A 23,518-nucleotide genomic window follows, 5' to 3' on the forward strand; every position below is an offset into this window, starting at 1 on the left:
TTTTTCATTTCTCTTTATAGTTTTTCTGCTTTATTTTCCTTATTCTTTCTGTATCTCATAACGAAATAAACAAGGAAAAGCAGAATTGCTATCGTGTAATATAAGTAGTTTCCTGATCCTCCAGTACCTGGAAGACATGGGAAATGCTTGTTGGTTATCGTAAACGTAAATCCATCTTCTGATGTATTTATTGTTGTCGTATAACCATTAATTTCCGCTTCTGTTACGGAATATTTATAATAACAAACAGTTCCATCACTTTCTTTAATATAAGCAGGAAGACCTTTAATCACTTCTTGCCATGTTGATTTTTTGATAGAACCTGTTATTGTGTAACTTTCATAACCTGGAACAGTTTCTGTCTTATTACCATTCGCATCCTTCCAAGTACGAGAAATTGTTACCGTAATACTCTCTGGTCGTTTATTATCGAAGTTATCGAAATCCTTCCAGACTTTATTTATAGTGAGTTTAACATGCTTATCGCATGGATCCTGTGACTCAGATGGTTCTGGTGTCTCACTTTCACCAGTATTTAGAGTTGTCTTTGTATCAGCCATTAATACTGCTTTGGACGATGATTCATATGCTTTAAGATCTGCTTTTACTGAGTCACTCTTGCTTGCCAGAACAGCATTCTTTAATTTATCAAAAGCTTTAACCGTAATCATATGCTGGATTGTATAAATATCCCATCCACCATTCTTTTCATAACTACTATTTAATATCTGGCTATTGTTTTTGATTTCTGTAAGAGACTTATCTAACTTTCTATAAATACGGTAGTTGTTACCTTCACCTTCAACCTTATCCAATGTATTAAATTCATATACTGAATCTAATTCACTCTTACCACTAAAAGGCCCAACAAGATTCTTAGTACCTCTGACTACGTCACAGTAGTACATATCGTTATTCTTTAATAAACCTTCATCATTAAATCCTACAAAACCACCACTGCGTCCATCATTGGAAGTTCCATCATTGTTGTTAGTAGCACCACCTGCATAAATATCATATCCATAGCTCACACCATACACTTTACTATCAGTAATCTTTGTACGGTTTGCTTTAATAAGACTGACACTGATATTTGACTTTGCATCATTATCATTTAATAAACCATTCTCATTACATGGGAGTTTAATAGATGAATCTCCAATAGTAATAATCGCAAGATCTGACTGTTGGCTATTATCTATTGATTTCTTAGATAAACCAACAGATATATCTAAACCTAGGATATTGACATGAAGAAGATTTCCTTCATATAACGCTTCTACTTTTATAATTCCTAGATTGATCTTTAGAAGATTTGAATCTTGTATTTTATCTAGATAAAGTGCTTGTATAAGTTTATTAACAAGCATAAATATGACATTGACTGGCCCAGAATCTAGTTTTAGATCTGCAAGATATGCAAAGCTTGTTCTACCTGCAAATCCTCCTGCTGTTCCACCAGATGCAACCTGCTTCAATCCATTATTTAGTTCACTAATACTTCCTGCTGTACAATTAGACATTCTTGCAAGGTTTGCATAACCAATAAATCCACCTGCAATCTGTTCCTCACCATTTTGACTCTGTACTGTATAGCCATCACTTGTACCACTTACACTACAATCATCAATATGAGAACCAAAAATATCCATTACACCTAATGCACCACCAAGAAGCTGTCCTTTATTATCTCCTAGGACATCAATCTTATCAGCTTTCACAACACCACTCTTACCAGAGTAACCAACAAATCCACCCACACTATTTAAGCCTCTTACATTGCTTAATTGTGTGACTGTACTATTCTTTATAGAGCCATTTAGAAGTGAACCACCAAAGCCTCCGGCTGTTCCACTGTATGTAACCTGATTGTTCTGTCCAGATTTAATTGCTTTATTGGCACTAACACTTAGTCCTGCATCCTTACTTCCAATTATATTTCCGTAATATACATAACTTCTAAAAGCATCTAATACATCTGTTCTTCCTAGTTTTAATAGCTTATCTAATAGAGATGTTTCATTTCCTGCACTGATATTTGCAACTCCGGCTACATCTGCAACACCAAAACATCCACCAGCATACTCACCCGCAATAACAGAACGAATATTCTTTACAGAAATACCAGTTTCAGATTTATCCTTTTCACCAAGAACTGTACCTTCCAGCATTCCTGCAAAACCACCTGCAGTTTTCGCATAAGAGGTATTCTTATTACCTGTTGTATAAGCACCATTTACGATAAATCCCCAATCATCCCAGGATTCAACGTCTGCATAACGGATTGTTGCAACTGTCGCATTAAGTACTTTAATGAGGTCTGAAGGGGTATCAAGTAGTTTATTAAGAAGTTTACTTAGTAATCCTTCACCAGCAGTAGGGTTAAGTGTTGCTACACTACCAGGTCGAGAACTTCCTACGAAGCCACCTACATAGCTTCTACCATCTACTCGTCTAAGTTTCTTTACCTGACAACGTGCTGTGTTGTCTCCCCATATCTGTCCACCAATGAGTTTACCTACATAACCACCAGCATAACCGCAGTTATCCTTGTCATTAATTCCTATAGATTCAACCATTAATCCACTCTGATAGCCTTCTACTGAAGATTGCTTAATTACTGGTACAAATACATTCAGTACATCAATCATTCGTCCTAACTGAAGATTAAGACCAAGAATATTCACGCCACCAAGATTTGCAGCACCACCATTGATCATTTCTCCTGCAAAGCCACCTGCAGTTCTTAATCCTTTTACTTTCTTAGTCTGATAAGCCTGACCATTTGTGATAGTACCTGTCTGCATAGAGCCAACATAGCCTCCTGCAGCACCACCATTGGCTAATTTAATCTCATCTCGATAATTCACTCTACCTGCTACAACATTATATCCATAAGCATATTTATGAATAATCTTATCTAACTCTGCTTGGCTAGTTACCTTACCATGCTCTGCAAGATCACTTCCGTAACCACCATACTTACCAACGAAATCAACCCATGTATTCCATGTTTCATAATCCATTAAAGCAAGTGGTCCATATACAGCAGTATTCTCTTCTGTAGGATAAACAACTCTTAGTGCACCTAATATGTTATCTACTTTAACTAATCCCCATAATAGAGATAAGTTACCAGTACTTGCAGTATCTGCAGATTCCATTAAACCTGTAAATCCACCTGCAATCACTTCACCATATACAGAACGAATTCTTACTGCTTTACAAGTACTTGTTGGTCCAGTATAGTCTTTACCTTTCCACTTCTTTGTATTATTACCCCAGATATGACCACCTTCGTTATGTCCTACATAACCACCAGCCATACCTCTTTGTACCTGTGTTGTAGAAGCTGCCTGTGCACGTACTGCACCACCACAAGGAACACATGTAGTAGAACTATTTCTAATAGTAGGTACAAAATCTTCTGCAACAGAAGCAAGTACACTCTCTACATCTACTAGTCCTTTTAAGATACTTGCATCACCTAGTACATTCGCAATATTCCCTGGCTGTAAGTCTCCTACATAACCACCAGCTGTTAACTGACCAATAATATAAGAGAAGTTATTCGCATTAGAATCCTGGATATGTCCACCAGAAATCTTTCCTGCAAATCCACCTGCATCTCCCAATACATCATTCTCAGATGCATCAGAAGCTGTATTCTTATAAGATGCTTTAACCGCAAATCCTCCAGGATTTCCAGTAACATGAGAATGTTCAATAGTAGACACAACTACATTTAATGCATCTAATACATTATTAATTCCTATAGAGGTACCTAGAACACTTAATCCTTTACCTACTGAAGCTGCAGAACCAATATCCATATAACCAATATATCCACCAGCATATCTTGATCCAGTGACTGCATATTGACTCTCGTTATTAAAATATGTAGGTGCTTTTGTTGCTTCTAAATCTTCTGGAGGTGTTACGTTTGTATGTTTTAAATGTGTTACATCACAATAACTTACCTGAACACCACTACCATAACCAATAAAGCCACCAGCACTACTAGAATTCGTATCATCCGATTTGATTTTATTAGCTGTAACCGTAAATCCATTATCAGATTTAACTCCTGCATATTCTATTGTTGGAACATATGCATTTACTAAGTTTAACAACTCTCCAATGTTTATATTCAGCCCATCTATATTTCCTAGAATACTAATACCTTTACTAGCATCAGCCAATGCTCCAGAATAAACATTTCCTCCAAAACCACCTGCATAACTTTGACCATTCACAGAATCTAAATTGTATACAGCATAATAATCATTACTACCTCGTGAACTGTTATCAACTGTACCACTTTGAAAATCTGCTGCAAAACCACCAGCAACATCTGCTGTAACACTTCCACCATTCACAAAAGAAACCGTGCAATTTGTATATTTAGGAATTAAATATCCTACAGCATTTACTAAACCATTTGTCTCTATTAATGATTTAATCGAATTGTCATCAGCAACTTCTGCTAGACCACCTGTTTTTGAAATACCAACAAATCCTGAAGCATATCCGCCATCATCTGCAGCCTTCACTGATTTTAGATTTGTTACATGCGAATTTTCTATTTTTGTACTTCCGCTTTTTGCGATAAAACCAGAAGCACTATAATCACGAACCGAATTAGAATCACGACTACCCTTTGCGTGGACCGTAAACCCATCCTTAATTCCACTTACATATGTATCCTTAATTTTTACTTCAATTGCTTGTCCTAAAGAAAGTAAATTATTCAATTTCAATAAATAATTCAAACCTAACAGGTTAACAGTTAATCCACCATCTGTTCCAGCCAAATCACCAGGGCCAGAAAGACCAATAAAACCACCTACTAAGTTATTACCTTCTATAGAAGCTAAATTATTGATACTAACAGTTGTTATCGAACCACCAATCGTATCTCCAAATCCACCAGCAACACGTTCATTTCCCTTAATAGTAAATCCATTCTCTGCACCATTTACATGAACATTATCTACAGTAAACGCAAGATAAGATGCAACGCCAAGCGTTGTATTTAATAAACCGGCAACACTGGCCGTACCCATTGATCCAGCAATTCCACCAACATAATCATTTCCTGTAACACTTGATAATCCCGTTAAAGAGCTATCAATCACTTGAACAGAACCAACATCATAAACATTATTTTTCCAATATGATATTTTCTGTAAATTATCTGCATTCGATTGTGCTATATATGCACCATTACCTCTGCCTGTTACACCACCAACATAGTCCTTACCACTAACTTGCAGTGAAGCATTTACAGAGCATCCTAATATATGTGATGGATTTACGCCAGCAAGAGAAAGTAAGGATGAAGTTGCTCCAGGATTACTACTCAAAAGTTTTACAACAAGATCAACTACACCGCCAAGTAAGTTATTCTTTGTGTCATCTTTACCTAAATCCGCAGCCCATCCAAGTGATGCAATTCCAGCAAAACCACCAGCATAATTTCCAGAAGCCTTTACAGTAAGTGCTTTATCTGATTTAATATTGCAATTAACTGTAGAAGCATTTGCCAATCCACCGGCAAAACCACCAATATAACTTTCACCTGAAACAGAAGCTACCGCATTGTTTAACGAACAATTTAGAAGCAAACTTTCTGGATTCATTCTTGGAAGCTTTGTCTCAATATCCAATGCCCCAGAAAGAGTACCTTCAATGACATCATCACGAGCTAAACCTACAAAACCACCCGCAAATGATTTTCCATTAATTGTATAGTCACTATTTGTGATTTTACAACCTTCTATAATTGTGCCTTTCTGCTGTCCAACAAATCCACCTGCATAATCTTTTTCACTTGAAGTAGAAATACTTAAACCATTAATAGAACAATTCTTTATTTTCGCATTAATATAACCAGTAGGAATCAATTTACTTACTGGAATAGCATTTCCAAGAAGAATCGTGATTAAATCACCTAATCCTAGACCAGGAATAACATTTAATATATTTGTAAGTAACTTTACTAACCCACCAAGTGCTTTTGATAAACCATCATACTCTGTTTTACCTACTGCATAACCAACAAATCCACCTGTATTATTGTTTACGTTTTTTACATCTGCATTATTTACTTCTATATTAGAAATCTCTACATGACCTTCTACACGTCCTGCAATAGCACCAGTCGCAAGTGCTGTAGGGTCTTTCTTTCTTGCATCAAGAACATCACCCAATGTTTTTCCTAAATCAATCTTAACCTGACCAAACGTTAGGATAAATGTTAGACCACTTAGAAGTCCACCAAGTAGTTTACCTAAACTCTTTGTAAGATCACTTATAAGAGTATGTGAATACCAAGTTGTTGTAGTGGTTGTATGAACTGTCATATTATCAAACTTGATATTTGAAACCTGTACGAGCCCTTTACTTAAACCAACATCATCCTCACTTACTTCACTTGATATAGTTGAGAAGAAACCAACACCCATTTGTTCGCCAACATTGAGATTCTCTGTTTGTTCAACCTTCACATTAGAAATAACTGGTTTCTCTATCTTTGCACCTGCATCCCAAATCTTATTGTTAGTACTCTTAGCACCAACCATTGTGCCTTGGAAGTTAAGAGGTTTCCAATTCGAACTACTTAGATTTATATCACGGAAGATAATATAATTCGCATTAGCGCTATACTTCTGATTTGCAACTTTATCTATATCAAGATTAGGATTAATTTCTCCTGTAGTTTGATCAACACCACATTTTCCTCTTTGATGCATACTAGATTCACTGCTTAAACTTTTATCTGTATTTTTTATTTCTCCAAAAGTATAATTAGCTTCACCATTTTGATCTTTCTTTAAATCGGCATCACCACCATAAAGCATAATAGGTTGGCCGTTTTTACCCTTATCAACTTTCCATGTCAAAACATCTAGATAAGCCTGATAAACTGCGCCATATACCTGCTCATCAGTTCCTATCTTTCTTAACTGTGCTTCATTACCAATCAGGATATAAGTCTTATCCCCAATAGTCTTAACAACCTGACCCTTAAAATCACGGCCTTCCGCATTTTCTGTACTTACATTTTCTCTTACCTGATTCTCCACTAACTCTGGCTTACTAGAATCAAAGCTTTGAGAGAGTACATACTTATGTGACTTACTATAAGTTAAGTAAGGCTGATTCTCTCCATTAGGATAAATCATCTGTCCCATACCAAACTGTGGTGCATCATAATCTAATGACATGACTGGTTCTGTTTCTGAATTATCCTGTGCAAGAACCATTAACTGATAGGGGTTATAAATAGTAATTGTATCTGTTTCTTTATTATAAAGAGATGTACTTTCTCTAGTAGTACCTGTAATGCTTCCAGTAAAGTTATTTGGAAGTGTCCAGACATAATCAGTACTCATTTCAATATCATTCATTAATACATATTGAGCATCTGATGTGTATCTCAATTCAGTTCCTTCATTCTTTACTACTTCTCCAGAACCAATAGTTCCATCTTTATCACCTGTATAAACATAAGCATCTGAACCAATCTGTTTTAACTGATCATAGTTATAAATACAGATCTTATTATTTTTGTAATATACCTCTATATTCTCAGTTGTTTCAGTTGTATTTGTATTATTATCATAAACTGTCTCTTGAGGTATATTATCTGGTGATTTGAAGTTAACTATACCTGCCGCATTTGCCTGCGTGCATATCAGCGCAACACATAGTATAAGCAATACCCAGTTGCTTAATATTATCTTAATTTTATTCATACTAGACCTTTTTCCCTTCTTATCAATTCTGACTTACTATTCAGAAAACATGTCACAATTGTTCTAAAAGGCCCCATATTGCGGATATTCTCTCTATATATACACTTTTTTTAAATCTTTTGTATTATAGCTTTTTAAAACTATAAATATAATGTGCAAAAAGAGAAAAGTTTTTAACAGTTTTTTGTTCAAAGTGTACCAAATAATATTACAAAATAAATAATGAGCCACATATGTGACTCATCTTTAATTACAACTATTCTAATATTTTAAGTATTACAATTCCATTTCTTACTGCAAGTATTTCCGGAATATTATCAAAATCTATATCTGTGAGATCTACAATCTTAGATAGACGATAGGAAACAGTTCTAGTATGAATATTCATCAACTCTGAAGTTTTTCTAATACTCTGTTTATTATTCAAATAACATTCCAAAGTACTGATCAACTCACTATTTTTCTTTTTATCCTGTTCATCTAGCTTAATGACTGAATCAGGTATATATTGTCTTAACTCTTCCTTATCATGAATATTGATAAATATCTGGAAGAAACCTAATTTAGCACAATCCACAATAGCTTTACTTCTATCACCCATAACTTCTCTAATTAAATCAATATACTCTAGCGCTACTTTAGAGTCTTTGAAAGAATCTTTTAATCCATGATATCCCTTCACACTTTTTCCAACCCCAATAAGAAGTTCAAACTTCTTATTTCTTTTATTTAGAGAGTCTTGTATATCCTTATGAATCTCTTTTAATATATTTCTAAAGACTTTTTTTACTTCCCAATCTTTTTCGTTATAAAGGTATAAGACAAGATTCCCACTATAATAAACATTTTCTTCAGGAAAATAGCTATACAATGCCTCTGCCACATACTTACTCTCATTCTTCTGAGTAATACTGAAGTTCTCTTTTCTATCCTCAGGTTTTAAATATAAGGTAACAACCCTATATTCATCTTTAACACTTAGATTAAGTAAGTTTGCGACATCATCTTCTTCTGCATTAGACATTGAACCATTCATTAGTCTATAACTTAAATTTCGATAGTATTTGATTTCCAGTTCCCTCTTTGTGACATCCTGAGCTAAAAGATAAAATAAAGCTGTAATTATATTATCCAATGTAACAAAGTCTAATTCATCTAATGGTTCATTCATTTCTGTAACCACTAGATAATAATTATAATAATTAAGAATATTGATTTGTTGGATATATTCCACATATTCTCTTTTTTGACAAAAATACTCATGTCCACTTATAGTATGAGGTATATATTTTTCTATAATGAAGTCATTGTTTTCTGGAGAAGGATAGATACAGTGAAAATTTTCATCATACAAAGAAACAGGGTTACCTACTATAGTCTCTAAATTCTTAAAGAATGTCTCTATTGTTTGTTCAGCATATCTTTCATGCAATAAAAAATGATTAATTTGATCTTGAACTATTTTATTATATATATACTTCGCAATAACAAGATCGCACGCATGACATAATACATATTTCAAAACAACCCAATAACTAATATTCTGTGGAAGTTCTAATACAGGTATTCTGTGTTCATCGCAAAAGTGTATGAATAGTTCAAATAACTCCTTCTGATGAACTGTATCATTTCTTCTTTTTACTACAAATCCACTGATTCTCTTCTTATTTAATTCTTCTAGATGGTAGATTACTGTATTTTTATCAAAATCATCATAAACCCTTAAAGAGGTTAGTAATAACTGACCCCCCCCGCCAAATTTTCAATATCAATCGTCGAAATAATTTGTGCACCTGTTATTTCTCTATCTAATCCAGCATGATTTATTAATTTTAATCCTTCAAATTGATTCGATTCTATAAAATCTTTAATTGTATATCCCACTGTTATTAATCCTCCATATTATATGATTGTTACATCATGAATCAGAAATATGTAATATGATGATAATGTCAATTATTTCACATGTCCGATATAAAAGTAATGTAATATGTGTTTTTTGTACTTTATCATAACAATTATAGTATAATTTGGTGCTTTATACTACTTGTTCAAATCCTATTTAATACAATCTACTCTTTTAATTATAGGGATCATTTGTCTTTTCTTCACAGATGTTGTATATTATAAACTCAAGAAAGGGGAGAAACATTATGACTAAAAAGAAGAAATTACGTATACTACTTACTCTATTAATCATAATCTGGATGGGGGTTATATTCTGTTTTTCTAATCAAACAGGTCCTAAAAGTTCCTCTTCTTCCCAATCAGTCATCTATCTCATAGGACATATATCTAAAACATTGACTGGACATAATATAGTCAATACATTATCTACAGAAGCTTTTAGCTTCTTAGAATTTATTATTCGTAAATGTGCACATATGTTTGTATATTTCGTTTTAAGTATTCTTACAATGTTGTTGATGTTTACTTATGAGACTTATCCATTACGCTTTAAATGCTTGATAGCTCTATTAGTGAGTTTCCTCTATGCCTGTTCAGATGAATTGCATCAGTTCTTTGTAGGAGGACGTAGTGCAAGTTTTAGAGATGTTATGATAGATTCTACAGGGGCTTGTATTGGGATATTACTTACAATTATTATTTATACCATAATCAAAAAAACACAGCGCTAGCCGTGTTTTTTGTTTGGCTTGAAGTCTATATAGTCATAGGAGTCTTCATCTGTATAATGCCACCATTCGCCATCATATCCAATAAAGCCATATTTTTCCATTGTTTCCTCTAATAATAGAACATGTTTAAGAGGACTTCCCGTTAACCACGAATAATCTCTACTTGCCTTAGATGTAAAATTATCAAATTCTGTAGGCATATCTATCTCACTTCCATCACTCTTTACAAGAGTTACATCTACTACATTTCCAAAATTATGTGTCTTAGGACCATTAGTCGGATCCGCTACAAATTCATCATCATGAATCAATTCCCAGAAATACTGCTGTGCAGTAAATGGTCTATATGCATCCCAGATTTTTAAGCTATAACCTATTTCTTTTAACTCTTTCTGAACCTTCTTGAGTTTAAATGTAGTACCTCTTCTTAAATACGCTTCATCAAAATCATAGACTTTTGTATGAGTAAAATTACATTCTGTAGCATAACGCAGTTCCTCATATATATCAGGAATATAATCCTTAACTCTTACATAATCACTCTTCATAATATCTCCAAAGAAAAATCCAGGGAATAACCCTGGATCTTAGTAATTGTTTTTGACATGAATACGTGTAATAGCCTTCTTTAAAGCTATTTCAGCACGCTGATAATCGATATTTGAATCCTTAGATTTTAATCTCTCTTCAGCTCTTGCTTTTGCTTCTTCAGCTCTACGTAGGTCGATTTCTTCTGGTGATTCAATATCATTCACAATAAGTGTAACAGTATTATCACCATCTACATAAACAAATCCACCACCAACAGCAAATTCATATCTGTCTTTATCAATCCTATAATTCATTTCGGCGATTTCCACACCACTCGCCAATGGCATATGGTGAGCAAGTATACCCATCTGACCATCAGTTGTTCTAATGTTCAGAATATCTACGTCTACATCCTTGTAGGTACCTTTAGGAGTAACGATATGTAAATGAAATTTACTCACTTAAAGATTCAGCTTTCTTTACTGCTTCTTCAATAGTACCTACATTATGGAAAGCCTGCTCTGGTAAATCGTCATATTTGCCTTCTAGAATTTCTTTAAATCCTTTTACTGTATCATCAACATGTACATACTTACCATCTAAACCTGTGAACTGTTCAGCAACAGTAAATGGCTGTGATAAGAAGTTTCTAATTCTTCTTGCACGTGCAACGATAAGTTTATCTTCTTCACTCAATTCATCCATACCAAGAATTGCGATGATATCCTGTAATTCCTGATATTTCTGTAACATCTGAGTTACTCCATGAGCCACTTCATAATGTTCTTTACCAACAACGTTTGGATCAAGACCTCTAGAAGAAGAGTTTAATGGATCTACTGCAGGGTAAATACCTAATGCTGCAATGCTACGATCAAGTACAACTCTTGCATCAAGGTGTGTGAATGTAGTTGCTGGAGCAGGGTCAGTCATATCATCAGCAGGTACATAAACAGCCTGTACAGATGTAATAGAACCCTGTTTAGTTGAAGTAATACGTTCCTGTAACTGACCCATTTCAGTTGCAAGAGTTGGCTGGTAACCTGCCTGAGATGGAACACGTCCAAGTAGGGCAGATACTTCTGAACCAGCCTGAGTGAAACGGAAGATATTATCGATGAATAGTAAGACATCCTGTCCCTGTTCATCACGGAAATATTCCGCCATAGTAAGTGCTGATAATGCAACTCTAAGTCTTGATCCAGGTGGTTCATTCATCTGACCAAACACAAGTGTTGTCTTATCTAATACACCACTTTCTTTCATTTCATAGTATAAATCATTACCTTCACGAGAACGTTCACCAACACCGGCGAATACTGATAAACCGTTATGTTCAGTAGCGATGTTGTTGATGAATTCCTGGATAAGAACTGTCTTACCTACACCGGCACCACCAAACAATCCAATCTTACCACCCTTAATGAATGGACAAATTAAGTCAACGACTTTAATACCTGTTTCAAGAATTTCAGTTTCTGTTCTCTGATCAGCAAATGTAGGTGCTGATCTATGAATTGGCATATGTTTTTCTTCAGTCAATTCATCTTTACCATCAATAGAATGTCCTAATACGTTGAACATTCTACCAAGTGTTTTATTACCTACTGGAACACTAATAGGCGCATTAGTATCCACAGCATCCATACCTCTTGTTAGACCATCAGTAGGACCCATTGCGATACATCTTACAATATCATCACCAATATGCTGAGCAACTTCTACAGTTAACTCTTCACCATGGTTATCAATTGTGATGGCTGTATTTAGATCTGGAAGATCTTTATCAGCAGCGAACTGTACATCGACAACTGGACCCTGAGCCTTGATAATCTTACCAACATTCAAAGACATATGGCACCTCCTTCTTATTGTGCATTGGCACCAGCAACGATTTCACTCACTTCACTTGTAATCGCGCTCTGACGTGCCTGGTTGTATTTTAATAACAACTCATCTGTTAATTCATTCGCATTGTCTGTTGCGTTCTTCATAGATGTTCTTCTAGACGCATTTTCTGCAGTCACTGATTCAATCAAGTAACCATAGATAACAGCCTGTAAATACATCGGAATTAAGCTTCCAAGAACTGATTCAGGACTTGGTTCAAACAATGTATCCTTATGGAATTTCTTATCAGAGACAAGATCTTCTGCCTTAAGTGGAAGAAGAGTCACATCTCTAGGTACGAAAGTTAAGTCATTCACATATTCTGTATATACGATATGAATAGACTTAATTTCTTTTTTCTTATAGCCTTCTAGAAGTGAGGCAACTAATCTTACAACACTTCTAAAATCAAGGGTCGTATTAAGGTCTGCATAAGTACCATCTACTTCACCTTTAAAATGTTTCTTAAACTGATTTAAGCCTTTATTACCAATCGCAATAATCTTCTTGGCATCATTGACTGATGCTTCAACTTGCTTAAAGATATTAGAGTTATATCCACCACATAATCCTAAAGTAGAAGTGATAACGATATAAACATCTTCACCCTTATCATTTAATACTAAATAAGGAGAATCAATATCATTTCCTGCAGAAGATAAGATCTGTGCACAAGTATCTTTTACCTGTGTATAATAAGGCTTCATGTCATTCAACTGATTTCTAGTCTTAGAAAGCTTAGAGCTGGCAACAAGTTCCATAGCTCTTGTGATTTTCTTAGTAGATTCAATTGATTTGATACGACGCTTGATGGCTTGCATCTGCCCAGCCATAATTAAGCCTCAGCTTTCTGTAAGTTTTCGAACTGAGTTGTATAAGCCTTAACAGCTTCCTTCAACTTAGCAGTTAATTCATCAGATAATACTTTCTTTTCTCTGATTTCATCAAGAAGATCACTATGTGCAACAGCAAACTTCTCTACTAAACCATCCATGTATTCCTGTACCTTTTCCACTTTAACATTCTTAACGAATCCATTTTCAAGTGCAAATAGAGTAATGATCTGATCAATAACATCTCTTGGTGCATACTGTGCCTGTTTTAATACTTCACGTACACGTTCACCATGTTCAATCGCATTCTTAGTTGCTGCATCTAAGTCAGAACCAAACTGTGCGAATGACTGCATTTCTTCATACTGTGCTAATTCATACTTCAAGTTTCTAGAAACCTGCTTCATAGCCTTGATCTGTGCTGTAGAACCTACACGTGATACAGATAAACCTGTATCAATGGCAGGTCTGAAACCAGCATTGAATAATTCCTGCTGTAAGAAGATCTGACCATCAGTAATAGAAATAACGTTAGTAGGGATATATGCTGAGATATCACCTGCCTGTGTTTCAATGATTGGAAGGGCAGTGATAGAACCTCCGCCATTTTCTTCATTTAAACGACAAGATCTTTCTAATAGTCTTGAATGTAAGTAGAATACATCACCTGGATAAGCTTCACGTCCTGGTGGTCTCTTTAATAATAGAGACACTGTACGATAAGCTACGGCATGCTTACTTAAATCATCATAAACGATTAATACATCCTTCCCCTGGTCAAGCCATTCTTCAGCAATAGCACAACCTGCATAAGGAGCAATATACTGAACTGGAGCAAGTTCAGAAGCTGATGCAGAAACAACAACAGTATAATCCATTGCGCCTGCTCTCTTTAATTTTTCAACAACCTGTGCAACGGTAGAATTCTTCTGACCAATTGCAACATAGATACAGTACATATCCTGACCTTTCTGGTTGATGATTGTATCAACAGCGATAGCTGTTTTACCAGTCTGTCTGTCACCGATGATTAACTCACGCTGACCTCTACCAACTGGAATAATTGCATCAATAGTAGTGATACCAGTCTGTACTGGCTGATCTACTGATTTTCTTGTCATAACACCAGGAGCTACTCTTTCGATTGGTCTAGTCTTTGTAGTGATAATTTCACCCTGACCATCAATAGGCTGTCCTAAAGGGTTAACGACACGACCAAGCATCGCATCACCTACAGGTACTTCAATAATCTTACCTGTACGTCTTACTTCGTCGCCTTCTTTAATTTCGTCCGCATTACCTAATAAAGTAACACCAACACTATCTTCATCTAGGTTCATGACCATACCATAAACATCACCTGGGAAAAGGATCAATTCACCTAGCATTGCATTGTCTAAACCATGAACAACACTGACACCGTCACCAACAGTCATAACTGTTCCGACGTCTTTCTGTTCCATGACATCATCATAATGCTTAATCTGCTCTTTGATTAAAGCACTGATTTCATCGGGTCTTAATGCCACTTGCGTCACCTACTTTCTCAACAGCTCAGTCTTGAGCTTGCTGACTTTGTTCTTTAATGAGCCATCATAGACACGGTTCTCAATCTGAACCTTAACACCACCAATAAGTGTCTTATCTTCAACAGTTCTTAAAGTGATTGTTTTGTTTTCTTTCTGAGAAATCGCTTCTTCAATTGCCTTAACCTGTTCATCGCTTAATGCGAAAGGTGTGAAGATAACGCCTTCCTCGATACCAAGATGCTTATTACTCATCTTAATAAAGCTTTTTGTAATAGGCGCAATATATCTTGTTCTTCTTTTCTTTACAAGCAGTTTAAGAAAATTCAATACATAATGATTTACTGAAGTGCCAAAACCTTTATCAAGTAATGCACACTTTGCTTCATCATCTACAAGCACATGAGAGAAGAATTTTTCAAATTCTGGATTACTTTCTAAAACTGTATCAACTAGTTTCATGTCTGCTAGATAATCTTCTAGCGCATGATCTTCTAACGCTAACTGATATAAGCTTTCAGCATAACGTTCTGCAACATTTGCATCCATTAGTTAACAACCTGTTTTACGAAATCATCTACTAAAGCTTTATTGGCTTCAGTATTCATATTCTGATCCATGACTTTAGTAGCCACTTCAACAGCAACATCCACAATTTCTTTCTTCATTTCATCCTGTGCTGCAAGCTTTTCAGATTCAATTTCATGGCGAGCCTGTTCAATCTTTTCTTGAGCCTGCTTGTTAGCTTCATCCATGATTTTACTCTTAGCCTTTACGGCATCTTCCTTAGCCTGATCTATGATTTCTTTATACTGTTTTGCAGCTTCTTTAGCCTGCTTTTCACTTTCTAGAAGATATTCAGATGCTTTTTCATTCTTAGCCTTCGCATCATTGATATTACCTTCTATAAAATCAGCTCTCTTCTGGAAGAATTCTAATACATAATTCCATAAATATTTCTTGAACAGAAGAAGCATGATTGCAGTGGAACATAACTGAACAATCATAGTGGTAGGGTTTGGAAATAACTTTGCGGCTATATCTGGCATAGTTTTTTCCTCCTTAAACTATTTTTTATTTGAATACGAATAATAAGATGAAAGAAATAAGTAAACCATAGAGGGCTACTGTTTCTGTTAAGGCGATACCTAAGATCATAGTAGTACGGATCTTGCTTTCAGCCTCAGGATTTCTTCCAATTGCAGATACTGCATGAGCGGCAACTAAACCTTCACCAATACCTGTACCTAAACCTGCAAGTACTGCAATACCAGCAGCGATTGCAATTAAACCTCTTGTCATAATCAATTTCCTCCTATTGACATTTTTTTCATTTATTCTTCATCTGGATTTTCATTAGAAATCAGAATTGAAGATAGTGTAACGAATACCAGTGCTTGTACACATCCAGAGAATACATCGAAATAACAATGTAATAGTGGTGCTACCACTGGTCCTAAAAAGTTGAATGGAATCAACTTGTAACTTAAGAATGATGTTGCCTGATATACTAAGGCCATAATAAATGTACCACTCAATAAGTTACAGAAAATACGCATTGATATAGAAATCAATGGTGAAACCAAACCAAATAGGTTTGTTGGGGGAATCAAAGTTCCCTTAATATAACTGCCAACACCCTGATACTTAATCGCATTAATCTGAATTAATACCCATGTAATTAATGTTAAGGATAACGTGATTGAGTAGTTAGTAGTTGGCGCATCAAAACCTGTTAATCCAAATAAGTTAGATACCAACAGCCATGCAAATAACATAGAGAAATAAGGATAGTAGTTCTTCGCATATTTCTTAGGCATAATTGTGCCCATGTAATCATAAACCATCTTAATGGCGGTTTCAACGACAAGAACCACACCTTTTGGTCTCTTAGTTGGATCTGCTTCTCTTATTTTTTTACCTGCATAAACAAAGAAAATAGAAAGTATCACAGTCACAATCAATGATGATATCAGTTCTGGCTGAATAGTGATTTTCATTATCTCATACGCCTCCTTTCTCCATATGCATGTATATAAATAGAAATCTTTACTACTAGATAGCCCAGAAATACAGTATACATATTTACTATTTCTGGAAAGAATCCAGCTATCGCAAAACCTACTGCAAAAATAAACAATTTAGCCATAAATAACATAACCGCAATTGTCTTACCTGCAGTTTGGATGGAAAGTATTGTATCAGTCATCTTCATATTAATCTGTAAGATTAATAAATCAATGAGATAACCTAATACAAACCCTAAGCAGTAGCTGATTGAATGAAGAATGATGGAAAGTATAACCACAGGAATCAATCCTGCAAGAAATACTTTAACAGAAGTTCTTCTTACTTCATATTCATCAAAACCCATTAATTAGTACCAAACAAGCGGTCTCCCGCATCTCCTAAACCTGGTACAATATATCCCTTGTCATTCAACTTTTCATCTAATGCAGCTAAAGTAAGCTTTACATCTGGATGATGTTCTTCAATGTATTTCACACCTTCAGGTGCACCTACAAGGCAGACAAGTTCAATATCCTTAGCACCACGATCTTTAATATTCTGGATAGCCATATCAGCTGAACCACCAGTAGCAAGCATAGGATCAAGAACAATCACCTTTGCGCTCTCTAATCCCTTAGGAAATTTAGCATAATATTCATGAGGAATCAATGTTTCTTCATCTCTATACATACCAATATGACCTACTTTCGCAGTTGGCATGATTCTTCTGAAGCCATCAACAAGACCCACACCAGCACGTAAGATAGGTACAAGAATAATATCCTTGTCTAGTTCATAACCAGTTGTCTTACAAATAGGTGTTTCAATTTCCTTTTCTTTTAAAGGATAATCTTTTGTGACTTCATAAGCCATCAACATTGCGATTTCATCAAGATTCTGCTTAAAAATATAGTTTGATGTCTTTTCTTCTCTCATAATTGAGAGCTTATGTTTAATTAATGCATGATTGAGTACTTTAACCATCTTATGGCCTCCTAGTATTTAATATCGTCATACATAGTCACTTTATCAGTTAACTTCTTTACTCTTGCAAGACATTCATTCTTTACTTCATCCGTTTCTTCATTCTTTAAACGATAGGCAATAATCTTTCCAACTTCTCGGAAGTCATCTTCCTTGAATCCTTTTGTGGTCATTGCTGGTGTACCAACACGGATTCCAGAAGCCTTGAAAGGTTTTTCTGTATCGAAAGGAATCGCATTCTTATTAGCTGTAATATTAATTTCATCAAGTAATCTCTGAGCCTTCTTACCTGTAATACCACAGCTGCTCTTTACATCAATAAGTAATAGGTGATTATCAGTACCACCCGTTACAAGACGGAATCCTTCTTCCTTTAAAGATTCTTCTAAAGCTTTCGCATTCTTAATGATTTGATGACTATATTCCTTGAATTCAGGCTGTAATGCTTCATAGAAGCAAGCCGCTTTAGCAGCAATAATATGCATAAGAGGTCCACCCTGCATACCAGGGAAAACAGCTCTATCAATATCCTTTGCATACTTTTCCTTACACATGATGACACCACCTCTAGGACCTCTTAAAGTCTTATGAGTTGTAGTAGTCACGATATCTGCATAAGGGAATGGAGATGGATGATCTCCTGCAGCAACTAAACCAGCGATATGTGCCATATCTACCATGAAAATAGCACCAACGCTATGTGCTACTTCAGCCATGAATTTGAAATCAATAGTTCTTGCATAAGCACTTGCCCCTGCAACAACTAACTTAGGTTTGATTTCTTCACACAATCTCTTATATTCATCATAATCGATTCTTTCTGTTTCCTTATCAACACCATAAGCATGGAATTCATAAGTCTTACCAGAGTAGTTTAATGGATGTCCATGAGTTAAATGCCCACCATCATTTAAAGACATACCTAGTACTTTATCACCTGGCTGTAATAAAGCAAAATAAACAGCTGTATTCGCCTGTGCGCCAGAATGAGGCTGAACATTTGCATACTCACAGCCAAATAACTTTTTAAGTCTTTCCTGTGCCAATGTTTCTACTTCATCCACAAACTGACATCCACCATAATATCTCTTAGCTGGATATCCTTCAGCATATTTATTTGTTAAAACTGAGCCCACAAGCTCCATAATTTCTTTAGATACAAAGTTTTCGGAAGCGATCAATTCAATATTGTTTCTTTGTCTATTCAATTCTCGCTCAACACTCGCAAATACTTCTGTATCTCTCATAATACTTACTCCTTTTCTAAAGCCATCATTTTTTCAATTCTCTTAACATGTCTTCCACCTTCAAAATCAGTATGAAGCCATGCATTAAGAATCTCAACAGCGAGTCCTTCTCCAATAACTCTCTGTCCCATTGCAATCATGTTAGTATCATTATGAGCTCTTGTCGCTTTCGCACTAAATACATCATGACATAATGCGCAGCGGATACCATCTACCTTATTACATGTAATTGATACACCGATGCCTGTTCCACAAACAACGACACCTTTCTCACATTCTCCTGATGCAACAGCTTTAGCTGCCTTAGATGCATAATCAGGATAATCACAAGAGTCTTCAGTATAAGTACCATAGTCTACAACTTCATAACCCTGTTTCTTCATTTCATCAATAAGAACATTCTTTAAACGTAATCCACCATGATCACAAGCGACTGCAATTTTCATAATATACCTCCTCGATTTCTTCTTTGGTAATTAAACCTTCTCTTAGTATTCTCACATCACCTTGACTTAAATCCACGACTGTAGATGCAGTTGCCGAAGCAGTCTGTCCTCTGACAACCATATCAATCTGTCCATCAAGCTGTGCAAGTACTTCTTTTTCGTTTGTCGTATTCCCTTGACCAGATAAATTGGCACTTGTTACTGATAAAGGCCCTGTCTGATCAATGAGTGACAAAACGAAAGAACTGTCTGGGATTCTCACACCTATGGTATCTTTACCACTAACATGTCTAGGATCCACACTATCCAGTCTTTTTAATACGATTGTCATTCTACCTGGCATAAACTTATCAATCACTCTCTGGGTACCCTCGTCTACTAAGCCATACTTCTTTACATCATCTTTTTTTGACAACATAAGAGTCACTGCTTTATTCGGGTTACGTTTCTTGATTTCCATAATTCTATCAAGACCCTTCAAATCATCGAATAAGCAGGCAACGCCATAAACAGTTTCCGTAGGAAATGCAACAATCTTCCCATCTCTTACTGCACTCACTAATAAATCCATCTGTTCTGGTTCTATAACCTGTGTCATTAAAATCACCTCATATCGGTATTATTCTAACACAAAAACTTTCTTAAAAACATATATTTATCGCTTTCCAACATACCCTTTTCTACTTACAAATTCACCTATCTGTCAATTATTTATGCAAACTTAATCGTTTGTACATGAATTCTTCATAGATTATCTTATATAATGAATAAAAGGGGGCATTTTGTCGTGAAAAAGAAAAACGTAATTATTGGTACAATAGGCGCAGCAACTGCGGCATCTGCCACTTATCTTGCAGCAGGGCGCATTGCGATAGAAAAAGTATGTACAAGACGTAAAAAAGAAAAAGTAGGATTAAAACATCCAATGAGTGAAGATGATAAACAATGGCTAGATCATCAGACATTTATAGATATGGAAATCACTTCTTATGATGGATTAAAGCTAGAAGGGCAGTTCCTTCCTTATCCTGATTCTAATAAATTAGTGATCTGTGTTCATGGATTCCATTCTTACCATTATCGTGAGTTTGCATATTATATTCGTTTCTATCATGAACTTGGTTATAATATCCTTCTTCCAGATAATAGAGCACATGGACAGTCAGAAGGACATTATATTGGTTTTGGATGGTTGGACCGTTTAGATATATTAGAATGGATTAAAAAAATGGAAGAGTACTTCCATAATGAACCTATGAGCATTGTCTTACATGGTATATCCATGGGTGGAGCAACAGTCCTTATGGTAAGTGGTGAAGAATTATCTGATAATGTGAAAGCTATTGTCGCTGATTGCAGCTATACAAGTGCTTATGATGAATTCAAATACTACTTAAAGAATAAAGGATGTCCACCATTCTTATTACTTCCTAGTGCTACATTATTATCTAAAAAGACAGTAGGGTATAACTTCAAACAAGCCAGTGCAGTCAATCAAGTCAAGAAGTCTAAAACACCTACATTATTTATACATGGTAACCAGGATCACTTTGTGCCTACTTACATGGCATTAGAACTCTATAATGCCTGTCAGGCAGAAAAGAAATTACTTATTGTGAATGATGCCGCACATGGCGAATCTTATCATAAAGAGAAGAAACTTGTTCAAAACAATATTACTCATTTCTTAGAGAAATATGTAGACTAATAGACCGAGCAACTTGCTCGGTCTATTCTTATTTCTTTGCATTTCTTATTTTTCTTTCAAAAATAAGCACAACTTCATCACTTGTACTATTGCTTCCTATACCAACACCTACAATAGCACCACCTACCATATTACTGCCTATTTCATTTGTGAAAGCTGTCTTTAGTCTCCAGCCCTGTACACTATATCTTATTAATGTCTTCTTTAAATTATTTGTATCTGTCCTACCATGAGAATCATGAACAGTAACTACATCATATTCATAAAGATCATTACATTCTAAGATAGAATCTAAGTTATAATCGTTATTTCTTTCTTCTAATAATTCTGTGAACTTATCTTCCGTCATCGAATCATTAGAAGTATTTTTTTCTATGATTTGATCTAGTTTTGAGTTGATTTCTTTTTGTTTATCCATACTTTGACGTTGTTTATAATACTTCTCAAAATATGCATGAATTCCTTCTTTGATATCTTGAGAAAAATGACCTTTATCTAACTGTTGATCAATTGCCTGAATAGCTTCATCTAGTTGCTTTGTAGAAAGATGAGTACTTTTCAGTTTAGTTGATGTGATTGTGAGATTAGGTACTTGTTGTAAGCAGGTATTACATAGACATACTTCTCCAAAGCTATTTCTATCTGGAATAGTAGTAAAAAACTGCCCACAATGACTACATTTCATTTGTTTTTCCATATAATTTTCCTCTCGTGAACTACCCATCACCTAAAGGTAATGGGCTTCTTGCATCAACAACCTTATACAATATATTATAATTATATTCATAAGATATTTGAACTGTAATGAAAATATTGTGAAAATTCAACAATAAAAGCTATTACTTATTGAAAAAACTGCCTCAAAGAAGCATGTTTCCAAAGTATCATTGTGTTTTATTTCTTAACTGTATTATGTCAGATATAAGCGAAATGCCTACTACTAATACTGTCTCAACTATACATACTGTCATTGTTTCATTCATTACTAAATTAATAATCACAATACAAATAGCAAACACAATATTTTTACATACAATACGAATTAAATCTTTCTTTTTCATAATTTTTCACTTCCACTTCTATGCATAATGAGTGATTAACTTTCTAAGAAGTTTTTTTATCAATTCTATTTTTTCTCTATTTCCCATCTGTATTTTATTGTAGAGCACACAAAACAATACCGATAAAATGATTAACTGGAACATAATAATTAATACAACAATTCTGGACATACTACCATATGCCAACGATTTACCTAATAAAGTGAAAATATAAAATCATGTCTAACATGATTGCAATAACAACTTGTTGTAAGAAAGTATTAGAAAGACAGGCTCCGCTATTGACGCGGAGCTCATTTAGTTTGTCAACGTGGATTATTTAAGACTAGGATTGATAAAAAGGGTTGAATAATAAATAAGATAATTATAAGTTTTTTTCTTTGGCAGACTTATTCTTTTCACTTGTTTAAAGTCACTCTTATAATCGTAGATATTAACACTGTATTTATCATGCTCATTACGAGATAGAATATAAGCATGAGAACCATTAAAATCAATCATATCAAGATGATGCTTCAAGGTATATGTTTTTTCTAATTGATGCGTATCTTGATCAAAAACACAAATCTTATTGCCTTCATTTGAAACAAGATTATAGAAAGAAACATAGATTTTTCCATCATTTACATAAATATTATCAGCATAGCTATAAGGCATATCAATGATTTTTAATTCATCTGTATTCATGTTTAATTGACCAATATATTTATTTTCATTATTAAATGAAAAATATAACGTATCTTTATCTGCATAGTACTTACAAATATTATCTCCATATTGGGTAAGAGGAATACTTTTAAGTTGTTTCAAATTTTGATCGTAAGCGCCAAATTATATAGTGTACCTAAAAAGGACGATTAAATCACATTTTCGATTTAATCGT

Annotated in this window: 22 protein-coding genes; 2 read left to right on the forward strand and 20 right to left on the reverse strand. The window is 34.8% G+C overall.

Annotated elements, in window-relative coordinates; translation table 11 throughout:
- Positions 1–14: 14 nt before the first annotated feature.
- From QZQ55_RS01960 to QZQ55_RS01970, 3 genes are all read right to left on the reverse strand, one after another.
- Complete coding sequence (locus QZQ55_RS01960) at positions 15–7,760, reverse strand: Cna B-type domain-containing protein (RefSeq protein WP_295089258.1); 7,746 nt, start codon at positions 7,758–7,760, stop codon at positions 15–17.
- Between the two features lie 256 nt (positions 7,761–8,016).
- Positions 8,017–8,931: a CdaR family transcriptional regulator gene (locus tag QZQ55_RS01965; RefSeq protein WP_295089261.1), complete on the reverse strand. Its 915-nt coding sequence runs from the start codon at positions 8,929–8,931 to the stop codon at positions 8,017–8,019.
- A 560-nt stretch (positions 8,932–9,491) separates the two neighbouring features.
- Complete coding sequence (locus QZQ55_RS01970) at positions 9,492–9,644, reverse strand: hypothetical protein (protein ID WP_295089264.1); 153 nt, start codon at positions 9,642–9,644, stop codon at positions 9,492–9,494.
- Between the two features lie 269 nt (positions 9,645–9,913).
- Between QZQ55_RS01970 and QZQ55_RS01975 the strand changes: the two genes are divergently transcribed.
- The gene (locus QZQ55_RS01975) at positions 9,914–10,399 is read left to right on the forward strand and encodes a VanZ family protein (RefSeq protein WP_295089267.1); all 486 of its coding nucleotides are present in this window, start codon (positions 9,914–9,916) and stop codon (positions 10,397–10,399) included.
- On the opposite strand, the gene QZQ55_RS01980 is transcribed toward QZQ55_RS01975, so the two are convergent.
- From QZQ55_RS01980 to QZQ55_RS02045, 14 genes are read right to left on the reverse strand one after another with little or no spacing between them, the layout of a single operon-like run.
- Positions 10,396–10,947: a M15 family metallopeptidase gene (locus tag QZQ55_RS01980; protein WP_295089270.1), complete on the reverse strand. Its 552-nt coding sequence runs from the start codon at positions 10,945–10,947 to the stop codon at positions 10,396–10,398. The genes QZQ55_RS01975 and QZQ55_RS01980 overlap by 4 nt on opposite strands.
- A gap of 39 nt (positions 10,948–10,986) precedes the next feature.
- Positions 10,987–11,391, reverse strand: a complete 405-nt coding sequence (atpC, locus tag QZQ55_RS01985; protein WP_295089273.1) for an ATP synthase F1 subunit epsilon — start codon at positions 11,389–11,391, stop codon at positions 10,987–10,989.
- Positions 11,384–12,784: a F0F1 ATP synthase subunit beta gene (gene atpD, locus QZQ55_RS01990; RefSeq protein WP_295089275.1), complete on the reverse strand. Its 1,401-nt coding sequence runs from the start codon at positions 12,782–12,784 to the stop codon at positions 11,384–11,386. Before atpD ends, atpC begins: the two co-directional genes overlap by 8 nt.
- 14 nt (positions 12,785–12,798) lie before the next feature.
- Positions 12,799–13,653, reverse strand: a complete 855-nt coding sequence (gene atpG / locus QZQ55_RS01995) for an ATP synthase F1 subunit gamma (protein ID WP_221711487.1) — start codon at positions 13,651–13,653, stop codon at positions 12,799–12,801.
- Positions 13,654–13,655: 2 nt separating this feature from the next.
- Positions 13,656–15,182, reverse strand: a complete 1,527-nt coding sequence (atpA, locus tag QZQ55_RS02000) for a F0F1 ATP synthase subunit alpha (protein ID WP_221711488.1) — start codon at positions 15,180–15,182, stop codon at positions 13,656–13,658.
- Positions 15,183–15,191: 9 nt separating this feature from the next.
- Positions 15,192–15,728, reverse strand: a complete 537-nt coding sequence (locus tag QZQ55_RS02005) for a F0F1 ATP synthase subunit delta (protein WP_187011872.1) — start codon at positions 15,726–15,728, stop codon at positions 15,192–15,194.
- Complete coding sequence (gene atpF / locus QZQ55_RS02010; protein WP_006506961.1) at positions 15,728–16,228, reverse strand: F0F1 ATP synthase subunit B; 501 nt, start codon at positions 16,226–16,228, stop codon at positions 15,728–15,730. The genes QZQ55_RS02005 and atpF overlap by 1 nt, the downstream gene beginning before the upstream one ends.
- Before the next feature lie 25 nt (positions 16,229–16,253).
- Positions 16,254–16,481 carry an ATP synthase F0 subunit C gene (atpE, locus tag QZQ55_RS02015; RefSeq protein ID WP_006506960.1) on the reverse strand — a complete coding sequence of 76 codons (228 nt, stop codon included), beginning with the start codon at positions 16,479–16,481 and terminating at the stop codon, positions 16,254–16,256.
- Positions 16,482–16,513: 32 nt separating this feature from the next.
- Positions 16,514–17,179, reverse strand: a complete 666-nt coding sequence (locus tag QZQ55_RS02020) for a F0F1 ATP synthase subunit A (RefSeq protein ID WP_221711489.1) — start codon at positions 17,177–17,179, stop codon at positions 16,514–16,516.
- On the reverse strand, positions 17,179–17,553 hold the full coding sequence (locus QZQ55_RS02025; protein WP_295089277.1) for a hypothetical protein: 375 nt from the start codon (positions 17,551–17,553) through the stop codon (positions 17,179–17,181). Before QZQ55_RS02025 ends, QZQ55_RS02020 begins: the two co-directional genes overlap by 1 nt.
- Positions 17,553–18,173, reverse strand: a complete 621-nt coding sequence (gene upp, locus QZQ55_RS02030; protein ID WP_270397808.1) for a uracil phosphoribosyltransferase — start codon at positions 18,171–18,173, stop codon at positions 17,553–17,555. Before upp ends, QZQ55_RS02025 begins: the two co-directional genes overlap by 1 nt.
- Before the next feature lie 11 nt (positions 18,174–18,184).
- Entirely contained in the window at positions 18,185–19,420 is a 1,236-nt protein-coding gene (gene glyA, locus QZQ55_RS02035) for a serine hydroxymethyltransferase (protein ID WP_295089280.1), read from the reverse strand.
- 5 nt (positions 19,421–19,425) lie between these two features.
- Positions 19,426–19,866, reverse strand: coding sequence for a ribose 5-phosphate isomerase B (rpiB, locus tag QZQ55_RS02040; RefSeq protein WP_006506955.1), 441 nt, complete (start codon positions 19,864–19,866; stop codon positions 19,426–19,428).
- On the reverse strand, positions 19,844–20,464 hold the full coding sequence (locus QZQ55_RS02045) for an L-threonylcarbamoyladenylate synthase (protein WP_295089283.1): 621 nt from the start codon (positions 20,462–20,464) through the stop codon (positions 19,844–19,846). Before QZQ55_RS02045 ends, rpiB begins: the two co-directional genes overlap by 23 nt.
- Positions 20,465–20,653: 189 nt before the next feature.
- Here QZQ55_RS02045 and QZQ55_RS02050 point away from each other — a divergent pair, with 189 nt between their 5' ends.
- Entirely contained in the window at positions 20,654–21,574 is a 921-nt protein-coding gene (locus QZQ55_RS02050; RefSeq protein ID WP_295089285.1) for an alpha/beta hydrolase, read from the forward strand.
- A gap of 28 nt (positions 21,575–21,602) precedes the next feature.
- On the opposite strand, the gene QZQ55_RS02055 is transcribed toward QZQ55_RS02050, so the two are convergent.
- The 3 genes from QZQ55_RS02055 to QZQ55_RS02065 all read right to left on the reverse strand — a co-directional run bounded on the left by QZQ55_RS02055 (position 21,603) and on the right by QZQ55_RS02065 (position 23,445).
- Positions 21,603–22,271, reverse strand: a complete 669-nt coding sequence (locus QZQ55_RS02055; protein WP_295089288.1) for a hypothetical protein — start codon at positions 22,269–22,271, stop codon at positions 21,603–21,605.
- A 187-nt stretch (positions 22,272–22,458) separates the two neighbouring features.
- Positions 22,459–22,635, reverse strand: coding sequence for a hypothetical protein (locus QZQ55_RS02060; RefSeq protein WP_295089291.1), 177 nt, complete (start codon positions 22,633–22,635; stop codon positions 22,459–22,461).
- Between the two features lie 315 nt (positions 22,636–22,950).
- Entirely contained in the window at positions 22,951–23,445 is a 495-nt protein-coding gene (locus tag QZQ55_RS02065; RefSeq protein ID WP_295089294.1) for a hypothetical protein, read from the reverse strand.
- Positions 23,446–23,518 lie beyond the last annotated feature (73 nt).

Origin of the sequence: uncultured Catenibacterium sp., from assembly GCF_900540665.1 — a bacterium.
Lineage (GTDB): Bacteria > Bacillota_I > Bacilli_A > Erysipelotrichales > Coprobacillaceae > Catenibacterium.

Excerpts from the sequence above, each read along its gene's own strand:
- QZQ55_RS01960 (WP_295089258.1), bottom strand. The coding sequence starts at position 7,760 with ATGAATAAAATTAAGATAATATTAAGCAACTGGGTATTGCTTATACTA.
- QZQ55_RS01965 (WP_295089261.1), bottom strand. The coding sequence starts at position 8,931 with ATGAATGAACCATTAGATGAATTAGACTTTGTTACATTGGATAATATA.
- QZQ55_RS01975 (WP_295089267.1), top strand. The coding sequence starts at position 9,914 with ATGACTAAAAAGAAGAAATTACGTATACTACTTACTCTATTAATCATA.
- QZQ55_RS01980 (WP_295089270.1), bottom strand. The coding sequence starts at position 10,947 with ATGAAGAGTGATTATGTAAGAGTTAAGGATTATATTCCTGATATATAT.
- atpD (WP_295089275.1), bottom strand. The coding sequence starts at position 12,784 with ATGTCTTTGAATGTTGGTAAGATTATCAAGGCTCAGGGTCCAGTTGTC.
- atpG (WP_221711487.1), bottom strand. The coding sequence starts at position 13,653 with ATGGCTGGGCAGATGCAAGCCATCAAGCGTCGTATCAAATCAATTGAA.
- QZQ55_RS02005 (WP_187011872.1), bottom strand. The coding sequence starts at position 15,728 with ATGGATGCAAATGTTGCAGAACGTTATGCTGAAAGCTTATATCAGTTA.
- atpF (WP_006506961.1), bottom strand. The coding sequence starts at position 16,228 with ATGCCAGATATAGCCGCAAAGTTATTTCCAAACCCTACCACTATGATT.
- atpE (WP_006506960.1), bottom strand. The coding sequence starts at position 16,481 with ATGACAAGAGGTTTAATTGCAATCGCTGCTGGTATTGCAGTACTTGCA.
- QZQ55_RS02020 (WP_221711489.1), bottom strand. The coding sequence starts at position 17,179 with ATGAAAATCACTATTCAGCCAGAACTGATATCATCATTGATTGTGACT.
- QZQ55_RS02025 (WP_295089277.1), bottom strand. The coding sequence starts at position 17,553 with ATGGGTTTTGATGAATATGAAGTAAGAAGAACTTCTGTTAAAGTATTT.
- upp (WP_270397808.1), bottom strand. The coding sequence starts at position 18,173 with ATGGTTAAAGTACTCAATCATGCATTAATTAAACATAAGCTCTCAATT.
- glyA (WP_295089280.1), bottom strand. The coding sequence starts at position 19,420 with ATGAGAGATACAGAAGTATTTGCGAGTGTTGAGCGAGAATTGAATAGA.
- rpiB (WP_006506955.1), bottom strand. The coding sequence starts at position 19,866 with ATGAAAATTGCAGTCGCTTGTGATCATGGTGGATTACGTTTAAAGAAT.
- QZQ55_RS02045 (WP_295089283.1), bottom strand. The coding sequence starts at position 20,464 with ATGACACAGGTTATAGAACCAGAACAGATGGATTTATTAGTGAGTGCA.
- QZQ55_RS02055 (WP_295089288.1), bottom strand. The coding sequence starts at position 22,271 with ATGGAAAAACAAATGAAATGTAGTCATTGTGGGCAGTTTTTTACTACT.
- QZQ55_RS02060 (WP_295089291.1), bottom strand. The coding sequence starts at position 22,635 with ATGAAAAAGAAAGATTTAATTCGTATTGTATGTAAAAATATTGTGTTT.